Source organism: Thermomonas sp. LB-4, assembly GCF_036409385.1.
Lineage (GTDB): Bacteria > Pseudomonadota > Gammaproteobacteria > Xanthomonadales > Xanthomonadaceae > Thermomonas.
In genome coordinates this window covers 1-14510 of sequence record NZ_JAXOFT010000005.1, presented here as the reverse complement: position 1 = coordinate 14510, position 14510 = coordinate 1, and the positions used below count along the sequence as shown (strand labels likewise).

The window sequence follows — 14510 nt, the reverse complement described above, 5'->3', positions numbered from 1 at the left end:
CCGGCCCGGACCTGCCGGAAACCGGACGGCGTTCGCCGTTTCCGCATCGCGACCCGCGTAGAGTACGGGCGTGTCCTACCCGACCAGATTGCCCGCCATGGCCCTTTCCGGCGTTTCATCGAACATCGCGGCATCCGGCATGCAGGCCGCTGCGCAGCGGATGCAGGCGGCGGCGAGCAATACCGCCAACCGGCAAACGGAAGGGTTCGACCGCCTGGGCGTGGTCCAGTCGGCGTCCCCGGAGGGCGGCGTGCAGGCGCGCATGGCGACCACCGGCATGCGCAACGATGGCGACGGGGCGGTGGTGTCCGATGCGGTCGAGGCACGGGAAGCCGCGCAGGCGTTCGCGGCCAATACCGCCGCCTTCCGTGCCCGCGAGGATGCGCTGGGCACCCTGCTCGACGCGTTCGCCTGAGGTCGATTCGCCCAAACGCAAACGGCCGGCCGCGCTTGCGCGGACCGGCCGTTTTTCATTGCCCAAGACTCAGGCGAACGGGTCGCGCAGCACCATGGTGTGGTCGCGGTCCGGACCGGTGCTGACGATACTGATCGGGCAACCGGCCAACTCCTCCAGCGCACGCAGGTAGGCACGCGCCGCCGCCGGCAGCTTGTCCCATTCGGTGATGCCGTGGGTGTTCTCGCTCCAGCCCGGGAATTCCAGGTAAACCGGGGTGATTTCCTCCCAGCCCTGTGCATCCAGCGGCGCGTATTCGGTGCGCTTGCCGCGGTACTCGTAGGCGATGCAGATCTTCAGCTTCTCCATGCCGTCCAGCACGTCGAGCTTGGTGATGCACAGACCGGAAATGCCGTTGATCGCCACCGCGCGCTTGAGCGCCACGATGTCCATCCAGCCGCAGCGGCGCGGACGGCCGGTCGAGGCGCCGTATTCGGCACCGCGGTCGCGGATGCCCTGGCCGACCTCGTCGTCCAGCTCGGTCGGGAACGGGCCGCCGCCGACGCGGGTTGCGTAGGCCTTGCAGATGCCCAGCACGTAGTCGATCGCATCGGCGCCCACGCCGGTACCGGCCAGCGCGCCGCCGACGGTGGTGTTCGACGAGGTGACATAGGGATAGGTGCCATGGTCGATGTCCAGCAGCGCGCCCTGCGCGCCCTCGAACAGCACCCGCTTGCCCTGCTTGCGCAGGTCGTGGCAGATGCCGGCCACGTCCGACTTCATCGGCTCGACGTACTCGCCGAACGCCAGCGCTTCGGCATGGACGGTGTCGAAGTCCACCGGGTCCACGCCCAGGTACTTGGTCAGCACGAAGTTGTGGTAATCCAGCGCGGCGCGCAGCTTCTCGGCCAGCTGCTCGGGGTAGTGCAGGTCGGCGATGCGGATGCCGCGGCGCGCCACCTTGTCCTCGTAGGCCGGGCCGATGCCGCGGCCGGTGGTGCCGATGGCCTTGCCGCCGGCGGCCTTCTCGCGCGCCTGGTCCAGGGCGATGTGGTACGGCATGATCAGCGGCGCGGCCGGCGAGATCTTCAGGCGGCTGCGCACGTCCACGCCGGCGGATTCGAGTTCCTCGATCTCCTTGCGCAGCGCGGCCGGCGAGATCACCACGCCGTTGCCGATCAGGCACAGCGCGCCGTCGCGCAGGATGCCGGACGGGATCAGGTGCAGCACCGTCTTCTTGCCGTTGATGACCAGGGTGTGGCCGGCGTTGTGTCCGCCCTGGAAGCGCACCACCGCGCCAATGTCCTCGGTGAGCAGATCGACGATCTTGCCCTTGCCCTCATCGCCCCACTGGGCGCCCAACACCACGACCGACTGGCCCATGGCCGCAACTCCTGTTTTCTGGCGGCCATCGGGGCCGCTGGATGGGTGCGCCTGCGCTCCCGCCGCGTTGGTGCGGGCCGCCATCGGGGCAGCCCGCGGCAGCGCGAACGCCAGACACGGAAAAAGCCGAGGCGGACCCCGGCTTTTGCGCATTCTACCCGCTTACGGACGGGGCCGCGACCGGCGCGTTCAGCCGCCGCGCACCAGCCACAGCGATACCAGCCCCAAGGCCAGCACGATGCCACCGATCCGCCGGACGTGTTCGTCCGGCAGGTTCAGCAGCTGCGCCGCGGCGCGCTTCCAGGCGCCAGGCGCGGCGAACAGGAACAGGCCCTCGATCACCGCCACCAGGCACAGCGCCGCCCACAGCTCCGACATCGGTCAGCGATCGCTGCGCAGGTACTGCAGGAACGGGTCGTTGCGTTCCAGCACGATCACGCTGTCGCTGCCGGAGAACGCCTTGCGGTAGGCCTCCAGGCTGCGCTGGAAGGCATAGAAGCCCGGATCGCGGTTGGCCGCCTCGGCGTAGATGCGCGCCGCCTCGGCGTCGCCCTCGCCGCGCAGCTTCTGCGCGTCGCGCTCGGCCTCGGCCAGGATCACCTGCTGGTCGCGGTCGGCGCCTGCGCGGATCTCGTTGGCCTGCTCCTCGCCCTCCGCGCGCAGGCGGCTGGCCACCTGCTGGCGCTGGGCGCGCATGCGGTTGTAGACGTCGTCGATGACGCGGCTGTCGGTGGGCAGGTCGAGCTGCTTGATGCGCAGGTCGATGATCCGAACGCCCAGCGTGGCCGCGCCCTTGTTGATGATGTCCAGCTGGCTCTTGACGATCTCGGTGCGGTCGCCCGACACCGCCTGCTGCAGCGTGCGCGCGTTGATCTCGTTGCGCAGCGCGTCCTTGATGATCGGAGCCAGGCGATCCACCGCCGCGGCCTCGTCGCCGCCGGTGGCGCGATAGAACGCGCGCGCGTCCTGGATCTGGCCGACCGCGAAGAAGTCCACGCTGACGTCCTTGCGCTCGGAGGTCAGGTAGCGCTCCGGCTCGGCCGGCAGCACCTGCAGGCGCCGGTCGAACACGCGCGCGGTTTCCACCAGCGGCCACTTGAAGTGCAGGCCGGGGCCCAGGTCGACCCGCGACACGCGGCCCAGGTTCAACACGATGGCGGTATGGCCCTCGTTGACCACGAACACCGAGCCCATCAGCAGCACCAGCGCGGCGAACACCGCCGCCATCCATCCCGGGAATCTCATCGCACCACCTCCTCACGGCCGGCGGGGCGGCCACTGCGACCGGGGCGCGCCTGCGCCTCCGGCGCGGCGGCTTCGACCGTCGGCGACAACAGTTCGGGCAGCACCGCCTGCGCGGGCGCCTGCTTGGCGCCACCGTCCATCGGCACGTAGATCAGCTGGCGGCCGTCGCCGCCGACGATCTTGCGATTGCGTGCCAGCACGTCCTGCACGGTTTCCAGCCACAGGCGCTTGCGGGTCACCTCAGGGGCGCCCTTGTACTGCGCCACCAGCAGGCTGAAGCGCTCCGCGTCACCGGTGGCGCGGGCGATCTCGGCGGTCTTGTAGCCTTCCGCGACGGTACGCACGCGCGCGGCCTGGCCGCGCGCTTCCGGCACCACCTTGGCGGCGTAGGCACGTGACTCGGAGATCAGCCGCTCCTTGTCCTGCTGGGCGCTGTTGACGTCGTCGAACGCGGGCTTGACCTGCTGCGGCGGACGCGCGTCGGGCAGGTTGAGTTCGGTCACCACCAGGCCGGTGCGGTAGGCCTCCAGCGACTTCTGCAGGCGCTCGCGCGCACCCACCGCCAGCTGCTCGCGGGCACCCAGCACGGTGTCGAGGGTGGAACGGCCCACCTGCTCGCGCACGGTGCTGAGCGCGGCCTGTCGCAGCACTTCGTCGCCGTCGCGGGTGCCGAACAGGTACAGCTTCGGATCGGCCACGCGGTACTGCACGTTCACCGCCACCTCGACGATGTTCTCGTCGCTGGTCAGCACCGGCACGCGGTCCTCGTAGTTCTTGATCTGGGTGGCGTTGACCTTGATGACGCGCTCGACCGGCCACGGCAGCTTGAAGCTCGGGCCCGGCTGCATCACCCGGTCGAACATGCCGAAGCGCAGCACCACGCCGCGCTGCTGCTCGGCAATCAGCACGAAGCAGTTGAAGGCCAGCCACAGCGCCAGCGCAATGCCCACCCAGCGCAACGGGCTGCCGCCGCCGCCGAAGTCCGGCAGCTTGTCCAGCAACCGACCGAAGCCACCACCGGTGGACCTGCCACTGCCGCCGGGCCGGTTCCACGCCATCCAGACCGATTTGGGCCCGCGCGGGCCGCTGTTGTGTGTCGTCATGTGCCTGATTCTACTGAGAAGCGGTCTGCCGGGTGGCGCTCATCGACAAATTCGGAAGCCTCGTCCGGCAGCAGGACGCGCAGCGGGGCGCCGTCGGGCTGCGCCGCCAGCCGCGCGGCATCGGCCTGCGGCAGGTCGATCGACAGGCACCAGCCGTCGGCGTCGTGCCGCTCGCCGCGCACCGCGTCCAGCGCGTGGAGGCGTGCGCGCAGGCGACCGGCGTCGGTGGGCAGATGCACCTCGCCGACCACGCGGCGCAGGCCCAGGCGCTCGCCCAGTGCGTCGCGCAACAGGCCCAGCCCCAGCCCGTCGCGTGCGGACAGCCAGACCGCGCTGCGTGCCTCGCCCGGGGCATCGATGCGCGGCTGCGCGCCCTCGATGCGGTCGATCTTGTTGAACACCAGCAGCTGCGGGATGTCGCCGGCACCGATCTCGTGCAGCACCGCGTCGACCTGCGCCATGCGCTCGTCGCGCAGCGGATCGTCGGCGTCGACGACGTGCAGCAGCAGGTCGGCCTCGCGCGCCTCGCTGAGGGTGGAGCGGAACGCGGCCACCAGCTCGTGCGGCAGGTCGCGGACGAAGCCGACGGTATCGGCCAGCACCACCCCGCCGCCGGGCAGCGTGATCCGCCGCACGGTCGGATCGAGGGTGGCGAACAATTGGTCGGCGGCGTAGGCGTCGGCGCCGGTCAGCGCGTTGAACAGGGTCGACTTGCCGGCGTTGGTGTAACCCACCAGCGCCACCCGCGGCAGCTCGCTGCGCACCCGCGCGCGGCGCATCTGGGTGTGCTGCACCTCGACCTTCTCCAGCCGCTTCTGCAGCATTTCCATGCGCTTCTGCAGCAGCCGGCGGTCGGTTTCCAGCTGGGTTTCGCCGGGACCGCGCAGGCCGATCGAACCGCCACGCTGGCGCTCCAGATGGGTCCAGCCGCGCACCAGCCGGGTCGCCATGTGGCGCAGCTGCGCCAGTTCGACCTGCAGCTTGCCCTCGTGGCTGCGCGCCCGCTGGGCGAAGATGTCCAGGATCAGACCGGTGCGGTCCACCACCCGCCGTTCCAGCGCCCTTTCCAGGTTGCGTTCCTGGATCGGCGTGAGTGCGTGGTTGACCAGGACCAGGTCGGCACCGGCAGCCTCGCAGGCAGCCTTCACTTCCTCCAGCTTGCCGCTGCCGATCAGGATCGACGGATTCGGCTTGTCGATCCGCGCGGGCAGCGTGGCCAGCACGCGCGCACCGGCCGAGCGCGCCAGTTCGGCGAATTCCTCCAGCACGCCTTCGGCCGGCGGACCGCCGGCATGGGGCTGGATCAGCAGCGCGTTTTCACCGCCGCGCGAGCGTTCGAACAATTGGGTCGGCATCGGAATGGAAGTGCGGGCGCTGGCCCGCGATTGCAAGCCCGCGCCGGAGCCGGGTCAGTCGGCGTCGACCTGCGGCTGGACGGGCTCGCCGGCATCGCCGGAGTCGGCCCCGGGGCCGCCCAGGCGCACGTTGCGCGCCGGCACCACGGTGGAGATCGCGTGCTTGTAGACCATCTGGCTGACGGTATTGCGCAGCAGGATGACGAACTGGTCGAAGGACTCGATGGTGCCCTGCAGCTTGATGCCGTTGACCAGGTAGATGGACACCGGCACGCGCTCGCGGCGCAAGGCGTTCAGGAACGGATCCTGCAAGGACTGCGACTTCGTCATGGATTCCCCGTGCTGTCGTGCGTTGTTGTTTGTTGTCGTGGGCCGACGCCTGCGGCGATCCCCGGCCCCGCACCCTCCCATCGCGGCAGGTGCGTCCCGATGTTAACGCAGGAGTCAGCTCCGGGGAACGCCGGCGTTCTGCGCCGCGCCGTGCGCAGTGGGCGCCGTGACGCCAAGAAACCCATCCACCGCCCCGTCCAGCGCATCGCGCTGCATCGCAGGGTCGAACCAGCGCGCGTCCAGCTCGCCGCGCAGCCAGGTGAACTGGCGCTTGGCCAGCTGCCGGGTGGCGGCGATGGCGCGCTCGCGGAATTCCGCAGCCGACGTGGCGCCATCCAGATGCTCCCAGGCCTGCCGGTAGCCCACCGCGCGCAGCGCCGGCAGGTCCAGCGGCCGCGGGTGCACGCGCAGCTCCGGCAGCGCGCGCAGCGTGCGCACCTCGTCGAGGAACCCCGCGGCCAGCATCGCGTCGAAGCGCGTCTCGATGCGGGCATGCAGATCCTTCCGCCGCGGCGGCGCCAGCGCCAGCTTCAGCACCCTCAGCGGCGGGCGCGGGCCGGCCGCGTCGCGCTGCCAGTCGCTGATCGGCCGGCCGCTGAGGCGATACACCTCCAGCGCGCGCTGGATGCGCTGCGCGTCGGTGGCGTGGATGCGCGCGGCCGCCGCGGGGTCCACCCGCGCAAGCTCGGCGTGCAGCGCGGCCCAGCCGTCGACCTCCGCCTCGGCGGTGATCGAAGCGCGCAGCGCCGCGTCGGCCTCCGGCATCTCGGCCAGGCCTTCCAGCAGCGCGCGGAAGTACAGGCCGGTGCCGCCGGCGAGGATCGGCAGCCGGCCGCGAGCGACGATGCCGTCGATGGCCGCCCGCGCGTCGCCGGCGAACTCGGCCGCCGAATACGGCTGCCAGGGCTCGCGCAGGTCGATCAGGTGGTGCGGCGCCTGCGCCTGTTCCTCGCGGGTCGGCTTGGCCGCGCCGATGTCGAGGCCGCGATAGACCAGCGCCGAATCGACGCTGACGATCTCGCCGTCCAGCCGCCGCGCCAGCGCGATGGCGTAGGCGCTCTTGCCCGACGCGGTCGGGCCCATCAGCGCGATCGCGCGCGGGCGCGCGTCCAGCCCCATTGCGCTCAGTAGCCGCTTTCGCGCAGGCTGGCCCGGACCTGCTGGTGGCGGGCCTGCACGGCCGCGGCGGGCGCGCGCGTCAGCAGGCTGGCGACGACGATGGCGACGCTGGCGACGAGGAAGCCCGGGACGATTTCGTACAGCGCGCTGCCGGTGTGCTTCCACAGCACCACGGTCAGGGCGCCGGCGACCATCCCGGCCAGCGCGCCGGTGCCAGTCATCCGGCCCCAGAACAGCGAGAACAGCACCACCGGCCCGAACGCCGCGCCGAAGCCGGCCCAGGCGTAGCTGACCAGCCCGAGCACGCGGCTGTCCGGGTCGCGGGCAATGAAGATCGCCAGCAGCGCCACCGCCAGCACGGTGGCGCGGCCCATCCACACCAGTTCGCGCGCGCCGGCGTTGGGCCGCAGGAAGCCGTGGTAGAAGTCCTCGGTCAGCGCGCTGGAGCACACCAACAACTGGCAGCTCAGGGTACTCATCACCGCGGCCAGGATGGCGGAGAGCAGCACGCCGGCCACCCACGGGTTGAACAGCGCTTCGGCGAGCACGATGAAGACGCGCTCCGGATTTTCGGCCAGCACGCCGGCCTGCTGCGGATGCTGGGTGGCCCAGGCGATGCCGGCCAGCCCCACCGCGACCGCGCCGAGCAGGCACAGGATCATCCAGGTCATGCCGATGCGGCGCGCCTGCGGGATCACCGCCAGCGAATCGGCCGCCATGAAGCGGGCCAGGATGTGCGGCTGGCCGAAATAACCCAGCCCCCAGGCCAGCGCGGAGACGACCGCGACCAGGCCGCCGCCGCCGATCCACTGCAGCCGGGTGGGATCGACCTGCTCGATGACCCGCAGCGTCTCGCCGGCGCCGCCCACGCTGAGGACCACGATGACCGGCGTCAGCAGCAGCGCGAAGATCATCAGGGTGGCCTGCACGGTGTCGGTCCAGCTCACCGCCAGGAAGCCGCCGATCAGCGTGTAGAGGATGGTCGCCGCCGCGCCCCACCACAGCGCCTGCGCGTACGGCAGGCCGAACACGCTTTCGAACAGCCGCGCGCCGGCCACGATGCCGCTGGCGCAATAGATGGCGAAGAACACCAGGATCACCAGTGCCGACACGACCCGCAGCAGCCGGCCGTTGCCGGCGAAACGCGTGGTGAAGTAGTCCGGCAGGGTCAGCGCGTTGTCGGTGCGCTCGGTGTAGACGCGCAGCGGGCCGGCCACGAAGCGCCAGTTGCACCATGCGCCGATGCACAACCCGATGGCGATCCAGGCCTCGCTGACCCCGGTAAGGTACAGCGCACCGGGCAGCCCCATCAGCAGCCAGCCGCTCATGTCCGAGGCCCCGGCCGACAGCGCGGTGACGTAGCCCCCCAGCGAGCGGCCACCGAGGATGTAGTCGTCGAGGTTGCGGGTGGACCGCCAGGCCGCAAGACCGATCCCCACCATCGCCAGCAGGTAGAGGCCGAAGGTGATCAGCAGCGGGGTACTGGCGGTCATGCGCGCGCTCCGGTTGGACGGCGCACTTTAACCCGGCACGCCCCCGGTTACTCCGGCCAGGCGATCTCCGGCCGCCCCTCCTGCTTGCGTGGCGCTGGCACCGCCGCGACGGCGTTCCAGACCTTCAGCGCATCCACGGTCGCCGCCACGTCGTGCACGCGCAGGATCGTCGCGCCGTGCTGCGCGGCGATCAGATGCGCCGCGACCGAGCCCGCCACCCGCTCGCGCGGATCGCTGCGACTCGTCAGCTCGCCGATGCTGCGCTTGCGCGACAGGCCCGCCAGCACCGGCACGCCCAGCTCGGTGAACCGCCGCAGCTGCGCCAGCAGCTGCAGGTTGTGCTGCGTGGTCTTGCCGAACCCGAAGCCCGGATCGACCACGATGTTGCGCCTGGCAATGCCGGCCATCTCGGCGGCGAAGATGCGTTCGGCCAGGAAGCGGTGCACCTCGCCCACCACGTCGTCGTACTCCGGCGCGTCCTGCATGGAGCGGGGCTCGCCCAGCATGTGCATCAGCACGACCGGCACGCCCAGCTCCGCCGCGGCGTCGAGCGCGCCTTCGCGGCGCAGGCCGTACACGTCGTTGAGCATGCCGGCGCCCGCGGCCACGGCCGCGCGCATCACCTCGGGCTTGCTGGTGTCGATGCTGAGCGGCAGCGCGGTCTCCCGCGCCAGCCGCTCGATCACCGGCACCACCCGCCGCAGCTCCTCTTCGACGGGCACCTCCTGCGCGCCCGGCCGCGTCGACTCGCCGCCGATATCGAGCACATCGGCTCCCTCCTCCGCCAGCTGCAGGCCGTGCGCGACCACGGCCTCGACGTCGAAACAGGCGCCGCCGCCGGAGAACGAGTCCGGCGTGGCATTGACGATGCCCATCACCCGCGGGCGGTCCAGCCGCAGGAGGCGTCCGTTGCAATCGAGCCGGGGCGAGGTATCGAACATCGACGTCCACAAAGGAAGAGGCCAGAGCGAACTCTGGCCTCTTCGTCATTTCCCGGCAAGCATTGCTCAGCCCTGCACCACCGGGCCGCCGATCGGCGCGGCCGGCGGGGAGACGTCGCCGCCGGGCTTGCCACCGCCGGGCTTGGTCCAGCCGGCCGGCGGCGGAACCTCGCGGCCTTCCATGATCGCGTCGATCTGCGGCACGTCGATGGTCTCGTATTCCAGCAGCGCCTTGGCCATGACGTGCAGCTTGTCGATGTTGTCGGTCAGCAGCTGCGTCGTGCGCGCATAGGCGCGGTCGAGGATGCCACGCACCACGTCGTCGATCCGGCGCGCGGTGTCGTCGGACACGTTCTTGTGCTGGGTGACGCTGCGGCCCAGGAACACCTCGTCCTCCTCCTCGCCGAAGGTGATCGGGCCCAGCTCGGACAGGCCCCACTTGGTCACCATGTTGCGGGCCATCTTGGTGGCGCGCTCGATGTCGTTGGACGCACCGGTGGTCACCTTGTCGGCGCCGAAGATCAGCTCCTCGGCCACGCGGCCGCCGTACAGCGAGGCCAGCTGCGATTCGATGGCGATCTTGTTGTAGCTGTACTTGTCGCCTTCCGGCAGGTACATGGTCACGCCCAGCGCACGGCCGCGCGGGATGATGGTGACCTTGTAGACCGGGTCGTGCTCCGGCACCAGCCGGCCGACGATGGCATGGCCGGCCTCGTGGTAGGCGGTCAGGGTCTTCTCCTGCTCGCTCATCGCCATCGAGCGGCGCTCGGCGCCCATCAGGATCTTGTCGCGCGCCTTGTCGAAGTGCTCCATGCGCACTTCCTTCGCGTTCTCGCGCGCGGCGAACAGCGCGGCCTCGTTGCACAGGTTGGCGAGGTCCGCGCCGGAGAAGCCGGGCGTACCGCGGGCGATGGTCATCGGCACCACGTCGTCCGCCAGCGGCAGCTTGCGCATGTGCACCTTGAGGATCTGCTCGCGGCCCTTCACGTCGGGCAGGCCCACGACGACCTGGCGATCGAAGCGGCCGGGACGCAGCAGCGCGGGATCGAGCACGTCCGGGCGGTTGGTCGCGGCGATCACGATCACGCCCTCGCCGCCCTCGAAACCGTCCATCTCCACCAGCAGCTGGTTGAGGGTCTGCTCGCGCTCGTCGTGGCCGCCACCCAGGCCGGCGCCGCGATGACGGCCGACCGCGTCGATTTCGTCGATGAAGATGATGCAGGGCGCGTGCTTCTTGGCCTGCTCGAACATGTCGCGCACGCGGCTGGCGCCGACGCCGACGAACATCTCGACGAAGTCGGAACCGGAGATCGAGAAGAACGGCACCTTGGCCTCGCCGGCGATGGCCTTGGCCAGCAGGGTCTTGCCGGTGCCGGGCGGGCCGACCATCAGCACGCCGCGCGGGATCTTGCCGCCCAGCTTCTGGAAGCGCGAGGGGTCGCGCAGGAACTCGACCAGCTCGGCCACGTCCTCCTTGGCCTCGTCGCAGCCGGCGACGTCGGCGAAGGTGACCTTGACCTGGTCGTCGGACAGCAGCTTGGCGCGCGATCGGCCGAAGGACATCGCGCCCTTGCCGCCTCCGCCGCCCTGCATCTGCCGCATCATGAACAGCCAGAAGCCGATGATCAGCAGCACCGGCAGGAAGTTCAGCACCAGCGACCAGAACGAGATGCCGGAATCCGGCGGCGCCTGCTTGATCTCGACCTTGTGCTGGATCAGGTCGTTGATGAGGTCCTTGTCGCGCACCGGCGCGGTGGTGGTGCCGGTGCTGCCGTCGGCGCGCTCGAAGGTGATGCTGCGCTCGTTGCTGGAGATGTCGACCTTCTTGATGCGGTCGTTCTCCACGTCCTGGACGAACTGCGAATAGACCACGTCCTGGCTGGCGGCCAGCTTCGGCGAGAAGCTCTGGAACACCACCATCAGCACGGCGGCGACCACCACCCAGAGCAGCAGGTTTTTCGCGAGATCGTTCATGTGGGCCCTTGGCAGTCCTTCCGCGTCACGTCGTTGTGGAACATCACTTCATTTGGGCCAGCTTGCCGGTGGCCAGCGCGTACACCTCCGGCGAGCGGTTGCGCGAGGCCGCCGGCTTGCGGATCACCACCTTGGCATAGCGCCGCCGCAGCTCCCGCACGTAATCGTCGAATCCCGTTCCCTGGAACAGCTTGATCAGGAACGTACCACCGATGCGGAGCTGGCCGTCGGCGAAGTCCATGGCGAGTTCCGCCAGGTGCATCGCGCGCGGCTGGTCCACCGCCGTCATACCGCTCTTATTGGGGGCCATGTCGGACAAGACAAGGTCGACCTGCTCGCCGTTCAGCATCTGCAGCAGCTGCGATAGGACCGCATCCTCCCTGAAATCGCCATGAAGGAAGTCCACCCCGGCCAGCGACGGCATTTCCAGGATGTCGCTGGCGATGACCCGCCCTGGACGGTTCACGTCCAGCCGGTCCAGCTCCTGGCGCACCCATTGCGACCAGCCGCCGGGCGCCGCGCCCAGATCCACGACCACCATCCCCGGCTTGAGCAGGCGGTCGCGCTCGACCAGCTCCTCCAGCTTGTAGGCCGCGCGCGAGCGCATGCCCTCGGCCTGCGCCTTCTTCACGAAGGGGTCGGAGAAGTGTTCCTTGAGCCAGCGCTGGCTGGATTTGCTGCGGGTCGCCATGCCTGTCGTCCCCCTCCCGGGGCCGGGAGGGTCGTGGGGGAATGGAGCCGCCGCGGGCGGCCCCCATCGTCCGCATGATACCCTGCGCACCCTCCTTTTATTCCGCTGCGTGCCGCATGCCGATCGCCCTGACCAACGCCCAGATCCGCTTCCTGCGCGGCCAGGCGCACGACCTCAAGGCGATGTTGCAGGTCGGCGGCAAGGGCATCACCGATGCGCTGGTGGCGGAAGTCGAGCTGGCGCTGGAGCACCACGAGCTGATCAAAGTGAAGGTGGCGGGCGAGGATCGCGAGGCGCGCGACGCCATGGTCTCCGACCTTGCCGAGCGCGCCGACGCCGCGCTGGTGCAGCGGATCGGCCACACCGCGGTGCTCTACCGGCCCAGCAAGGACAAGCGGCAGATCGTCCTGCCCCGCGGCTGACCGCAGCCATCGACCGACGATGCAGCTGAACCTCGAACGCCCCGATTACCAGTACTTCCTGCGCGGTGCCGACGGCACCGGCGCGCTGGTCAACGAGCGGCGGCTGAGCGCAAGTTTCATCATTGCGCCGGAGGCGCTGGTCGAGGACTGGCCGGTGCGCGATGCCGCCGGGCTCACCCCCGCCGATCTCGAGCCACTGCTGGCGCTGGCACCGGAGCTGGTGCTGCTGGGCACCGGCGCCAACCAGGTGTTCCCGCCCGCAGCCTCGCTGGCCGCCTGCCTGCGCCGCGGGGTGGGCATCGAAATCATGTCGAACGCCGCCGCCGCGCGCACCTATACGGTACTGGCGGGAGAGGGTAGGCGGGTCGTGGCCGGCTTCCTGTTCCCCTGAAAGCTTGCCGGGCCGTTGAATCGCGGCTAATGTTCCCCCAAATCCCGGATATCCGCGGGCGACGCGCCAGCCGCGCCGCCCGCATTGCTTTGCAGGAGCCTTGCAAGATGAGCACCGCCACCCAACGTCCCGCCCTGCTGCTGTCCCGCGTGGACGTGGAGCGGATCGAGGACCTGCTGGACCGCCCGCAGTACCGCAACCTGAACACCGCACCGCTGCGCGAGGAGCTGGAGCGCGCCGAGCTGCTCGAACCCGGCGACATGCCCGACGACGTCATCACCATGAATTCCACCGCGCTGGTGAAGGTGATCGACGACCAGGCGCATGCGCACGAGTACGAACTGACCCTGGTGTACCCGCGCGACGCCGACGGCAGCAGCGACAAGGTCTCCATCCTCGCCCCGGTCGGCAGCGCCCTGCTCGGCCTGCGCGTGGGCGACAGCATCGACTGGCCGATGCCCGGCGGCCGCAGCGCACGCCTGCACGTGCTGTCGATCCGCTACCAGCCGGAGGCGGCGGGCGAGCTGCACCGCTGACCGAACGGGCCGGACGAGTTCCGCGGGCAAGGCCCGCGCCGCTCCCCGCGTTGCCGCACCGGCATACCGCGGCAGTGCCCCGCAGTTTTTGCGCGCCCTCCCCCGCAGGGCGGATGGCTTTCATGGCCCCGCTCCGCCTATCCTCGCCGGCTTTTCACGGCTGGGACCCAGTCGCGGCTTCCCGACCTCCCAGGGATAAGACGCTTGACCGACAACGGCGCTTCGCCAATCCGCACCGTCATCGCCCCGTGTCCGCCGCGCCCAGCCGTCCCAGTTCGCCCAGCATCTCCCACGACTTCAACCCACGCCCGCCCAGGTGGTGCAGCAGCACCGCGCGCAGCGGCAGGCGCAAGCTGGCCAGATCGTCGGGCCCGGGCAAGATGTCCGCGCCCAGCGCCAGCAGCGCCTGCCCGGTTGCCGTCTCGCGACGCTCGCCGGCACGCTCGCTGCGCAGCCGGCGGGGGCCTTGCTCGGGGTCGAGCCGGTAGCGCGCGGCCGGGTCGATATCCGCGCCTTCGGCATCCAGGCCGAAGGCCAGTCCCACGCCCAGCGCCTCCAGCAGGTCGCGCTCGAACCGGCGCAATGTCCATGCCAGCGGCTCGCACGCACGCAACCGCTCGCGCACCTGCGCATAGGCCGCGTGCAGTTCCGGCTGCGGGACATGCCGCGGTGCGAGCCGCAAGCACAGCTCGTTGACGTAGAACGCGGCCAGCGCGGCGTCGCCCTGCAGCAACGGCGCGGCGTCCACCGCCTCGGCGGCGGCCAGTTGCGCCAGTTCGCCCTTCTGGACGCCATCGAAGCGGATCGACTGGAGCGGCTGCAGCGCCGCCCGCAGCAGGTGCCTTTTCGGCCCCTGCACCCCGCGCGCGACCAGTCCGACGCGGCCATGTTCGGCGCTCAGCACCTCCACCAGCAGGCTGGTTTCGCGCCAGGGACGGGCATGCAGGACGAAGGCGGGCTCGGCGGTATAGCGCATATCGGCATTGTAGGAGCGCTCCACAGGGGCGCGGCCGCTTTCGCGAAATCACCTGAGTCGCATCGCGCCCCTGCGGTGCTCCTTCAAAAAGCGACGCCTAGTTGTGATCTCTCAGTAGGTTGTTCATCCGGGGCATCTCTGGAAGATGGGGGTTACG

16 protein-coding genes are annotated in these 14510 nt (G+C 70.2%); 4 read left to right on the top strand and 12 right to left on the bottom strand.

Annotation, left to right across the window (positions count from 1 at the left end; genetic code table 11):
• Positions 1-97: 97 nt before the first annotated feature.
• Positions 98-415, top strand: a complete 318-nt coding sequence (locus SPK54_RS05610) for a hypothetical protein (protein ID WP_330946941.1) — start codon at positions 98-100, stop codon at positions 413-415.
• A 69-nt stretch (positions 416-484) separates the two neighbouring features.
• Here the strand turns inward: SPK54_RS05610 and SPK54_RS05605 are convergent, their stop codons facing one another.
• The 11 genes from SPK54_RS05605 to rlmE form a co-directional block, all read right to left on the bottom strand.
• The gene (locus SPK54_RS05605; protein WP_330946940.1) at positions 485-1777 is read right to left on the bottom strand and encodes an adenylosuccinate synthase; all 1293 of its coding nucleotides are present in this window, start codon (positions 1775-1777) and stop codon (positions 485-487) included.
• Positions 1778-1966: 189 nt separating this feature from the next.
• Positions 1967-2155: a DUF2065 domain-containing protein gene (locus tag SPK54_RS05600; protein ID WP_330946939.1), complete on the bottom strand. Its 189-nt coding sequence runs from the start codon at positions 2153-2155 to the stop codon at positions 1967-1969.
• Positions 2156-2158: 3 nt separating this feature from the next.
• Positions 2159-3022: a protease modulator HflC gene (hflC, locus tag SPK54_RS05595; RefSeq protein WP_330946938.1), complete on the bottom strand. Its 864-nt coding sequence runs from the start codon at positions 3020-3022 to the stop codon at positions 2159-2161.
• The gene (hflK, locus tag SPK54_RS05590) at positions 3019-4080 is read right to left on the bottom strand and encodes an FtsH protease activity modulator HflK (protein ID WP_330947058.1); all 1062 of its coding nucleotides are present in this window, start codon (positions 4078-4080) and stop codon (positions 3019-3021) included. The genes hflC and hflK overlap by 4 nt, the downstream gene beginning before the upstream one ends.
• 41 nt (positions 4081-4121) lie before the next feature.
• A complete protein-coding gene (gene hflX, locus SPK54_RS05585) occupies positions 4122-5468 on the bottom strand; it encodes a ribosome rescue GTPase HflX (protein ID WP_330947057.1) in 1347 nt (448 codons plus the stop codon).
• A 66-nt stretch (positions 5469-5534) separates the two neighbouring features.
• Positions 5535-5810, bottom strand: coding sequence for an RNA chaperone Hfq (hfq, locus tag SPK54_RS05580; protein ID WP_330946937.1), 276 nt, complete (start codon positions 5808-5810; stop codon positions 5535-5537).
• 114 nt (positions 5811-5924) lie between these two features.
• Positions 5925-6929 (bottom strand): tRNA (adenosine(37)-N6)-dimethylallyltransferase MiaA, encoded by a 1005-nt coding sequence (gene miaA / locus SPK54_RS05575; protein WP_330946936.1) that lies wholly within the window; start codon positions 6927-6929, stop codon positions 5925-5927.
• Between the two features lie 5 nt (positions 6930-6934).
• Positions 6935-8422, bottom strand: coding sequence for a sodium/proline symporter PutP (putP, locus tag SPK54_RS05570; protein ID WP_330946935.1), 1488 nt, complete (start codon positions 8420-8422; stop codon positions 6935-6937).
• 47 nt (positions 8423-8469) lie between these two features.
• Complete coding sequence (gene folP / locus SPK54_RS05565; RefSeq protein ID WP_330946934.1) at positions 8470-9363, bottom strand: dihydropteroate synthase; 894 nt, start codon at positions 9361-9363, stop codon at positions 8470-8472.
• Positions 9364-9429: 66 nt separating this feature from the next.
• Positions 9430-11337 (bottom strand): ATP-dependent zinc metalloprotease FtsH, encoded by a 1908-nt coding sequence (ftsH, locus tag SPK54_RS05560; RefSeq protein WP_330946933.1) that lies wholly within the window; start codon positions 11335-11337, stop codon positions 9430-9432.
• 43 nt (positions 11338-11380) lie between these two features.
• A complete protein-coding gene (rlmE, locus tag SPK54_RS05555; RefSeq protein WP_330946932.1) occupies positions 11381-12028 on the bottom strand; it encodes a 23S rRNA (uridine(2552)-2'-O)-methyltransferase RlmE in 648 nt (215 codons plus the stop codon).
• A 116-nt stretch (positions 12029-12144) separates the two neighbouring features.
• Between rlmE and yhbY the strand changes: the two genes are divergently transcribed.
• The 3 genes from yhbY (at position 12145) to rnk (ending at position 13377) form a co-directional block, all read left to right on the top strand.
• Positions 12145-12450: a ribosome assembly RNA-binding protein YhbY gene (yhbY, locus tag SPK54_RS05550; RefSeq protein WP_330946931.1), complete on the top strand. Its 306-nt coding sequence runs from the start codon at positions 12145-12147 to the stop codon at positions 12448-12450.
• Between the two features lie 19 nt (positions 12451-12469).
• Positions 12470-12841, top strand: coding sequence for an Mth938-like domain-containing protein (locus SPK54_RS05545; RefSeq protein ID WP_330946930.1), 372 nt, complete (start codon positions 12470-12472; stop codon positions 12839-12841).
• Positions 12842-12948: 107 nt separating this feature from the next.
• Positions 12949-13377: a nucleoside diphosphate kinase regulator gene (gene rnk, locus SPK54_RS05540; RefSeq protein WP_330946929.1), complete on the top strand. Its 429-nt coding sequence runs from the start codon at positions 12949-12951 to the stop codon at positions 13375-13377.
• Positions 13378-13615: 238 nt separating this feature from the next.
• On the opposite strand, the gene recO is transcribed toward rnk, so the two are convergent.
• Positions 13616-14353 (bottom strand): DNA repair protein RecO, encoded by a 738-nt coding sequence (gene recO, locus SPK54_RS05535; protein ID WP_330946928.1) that lies wholly within the window; start codon positions 14351-14353, stop codon positions 13616-13618.
• Positions 14354-14510: the final 157 nt, after the last annotated feature.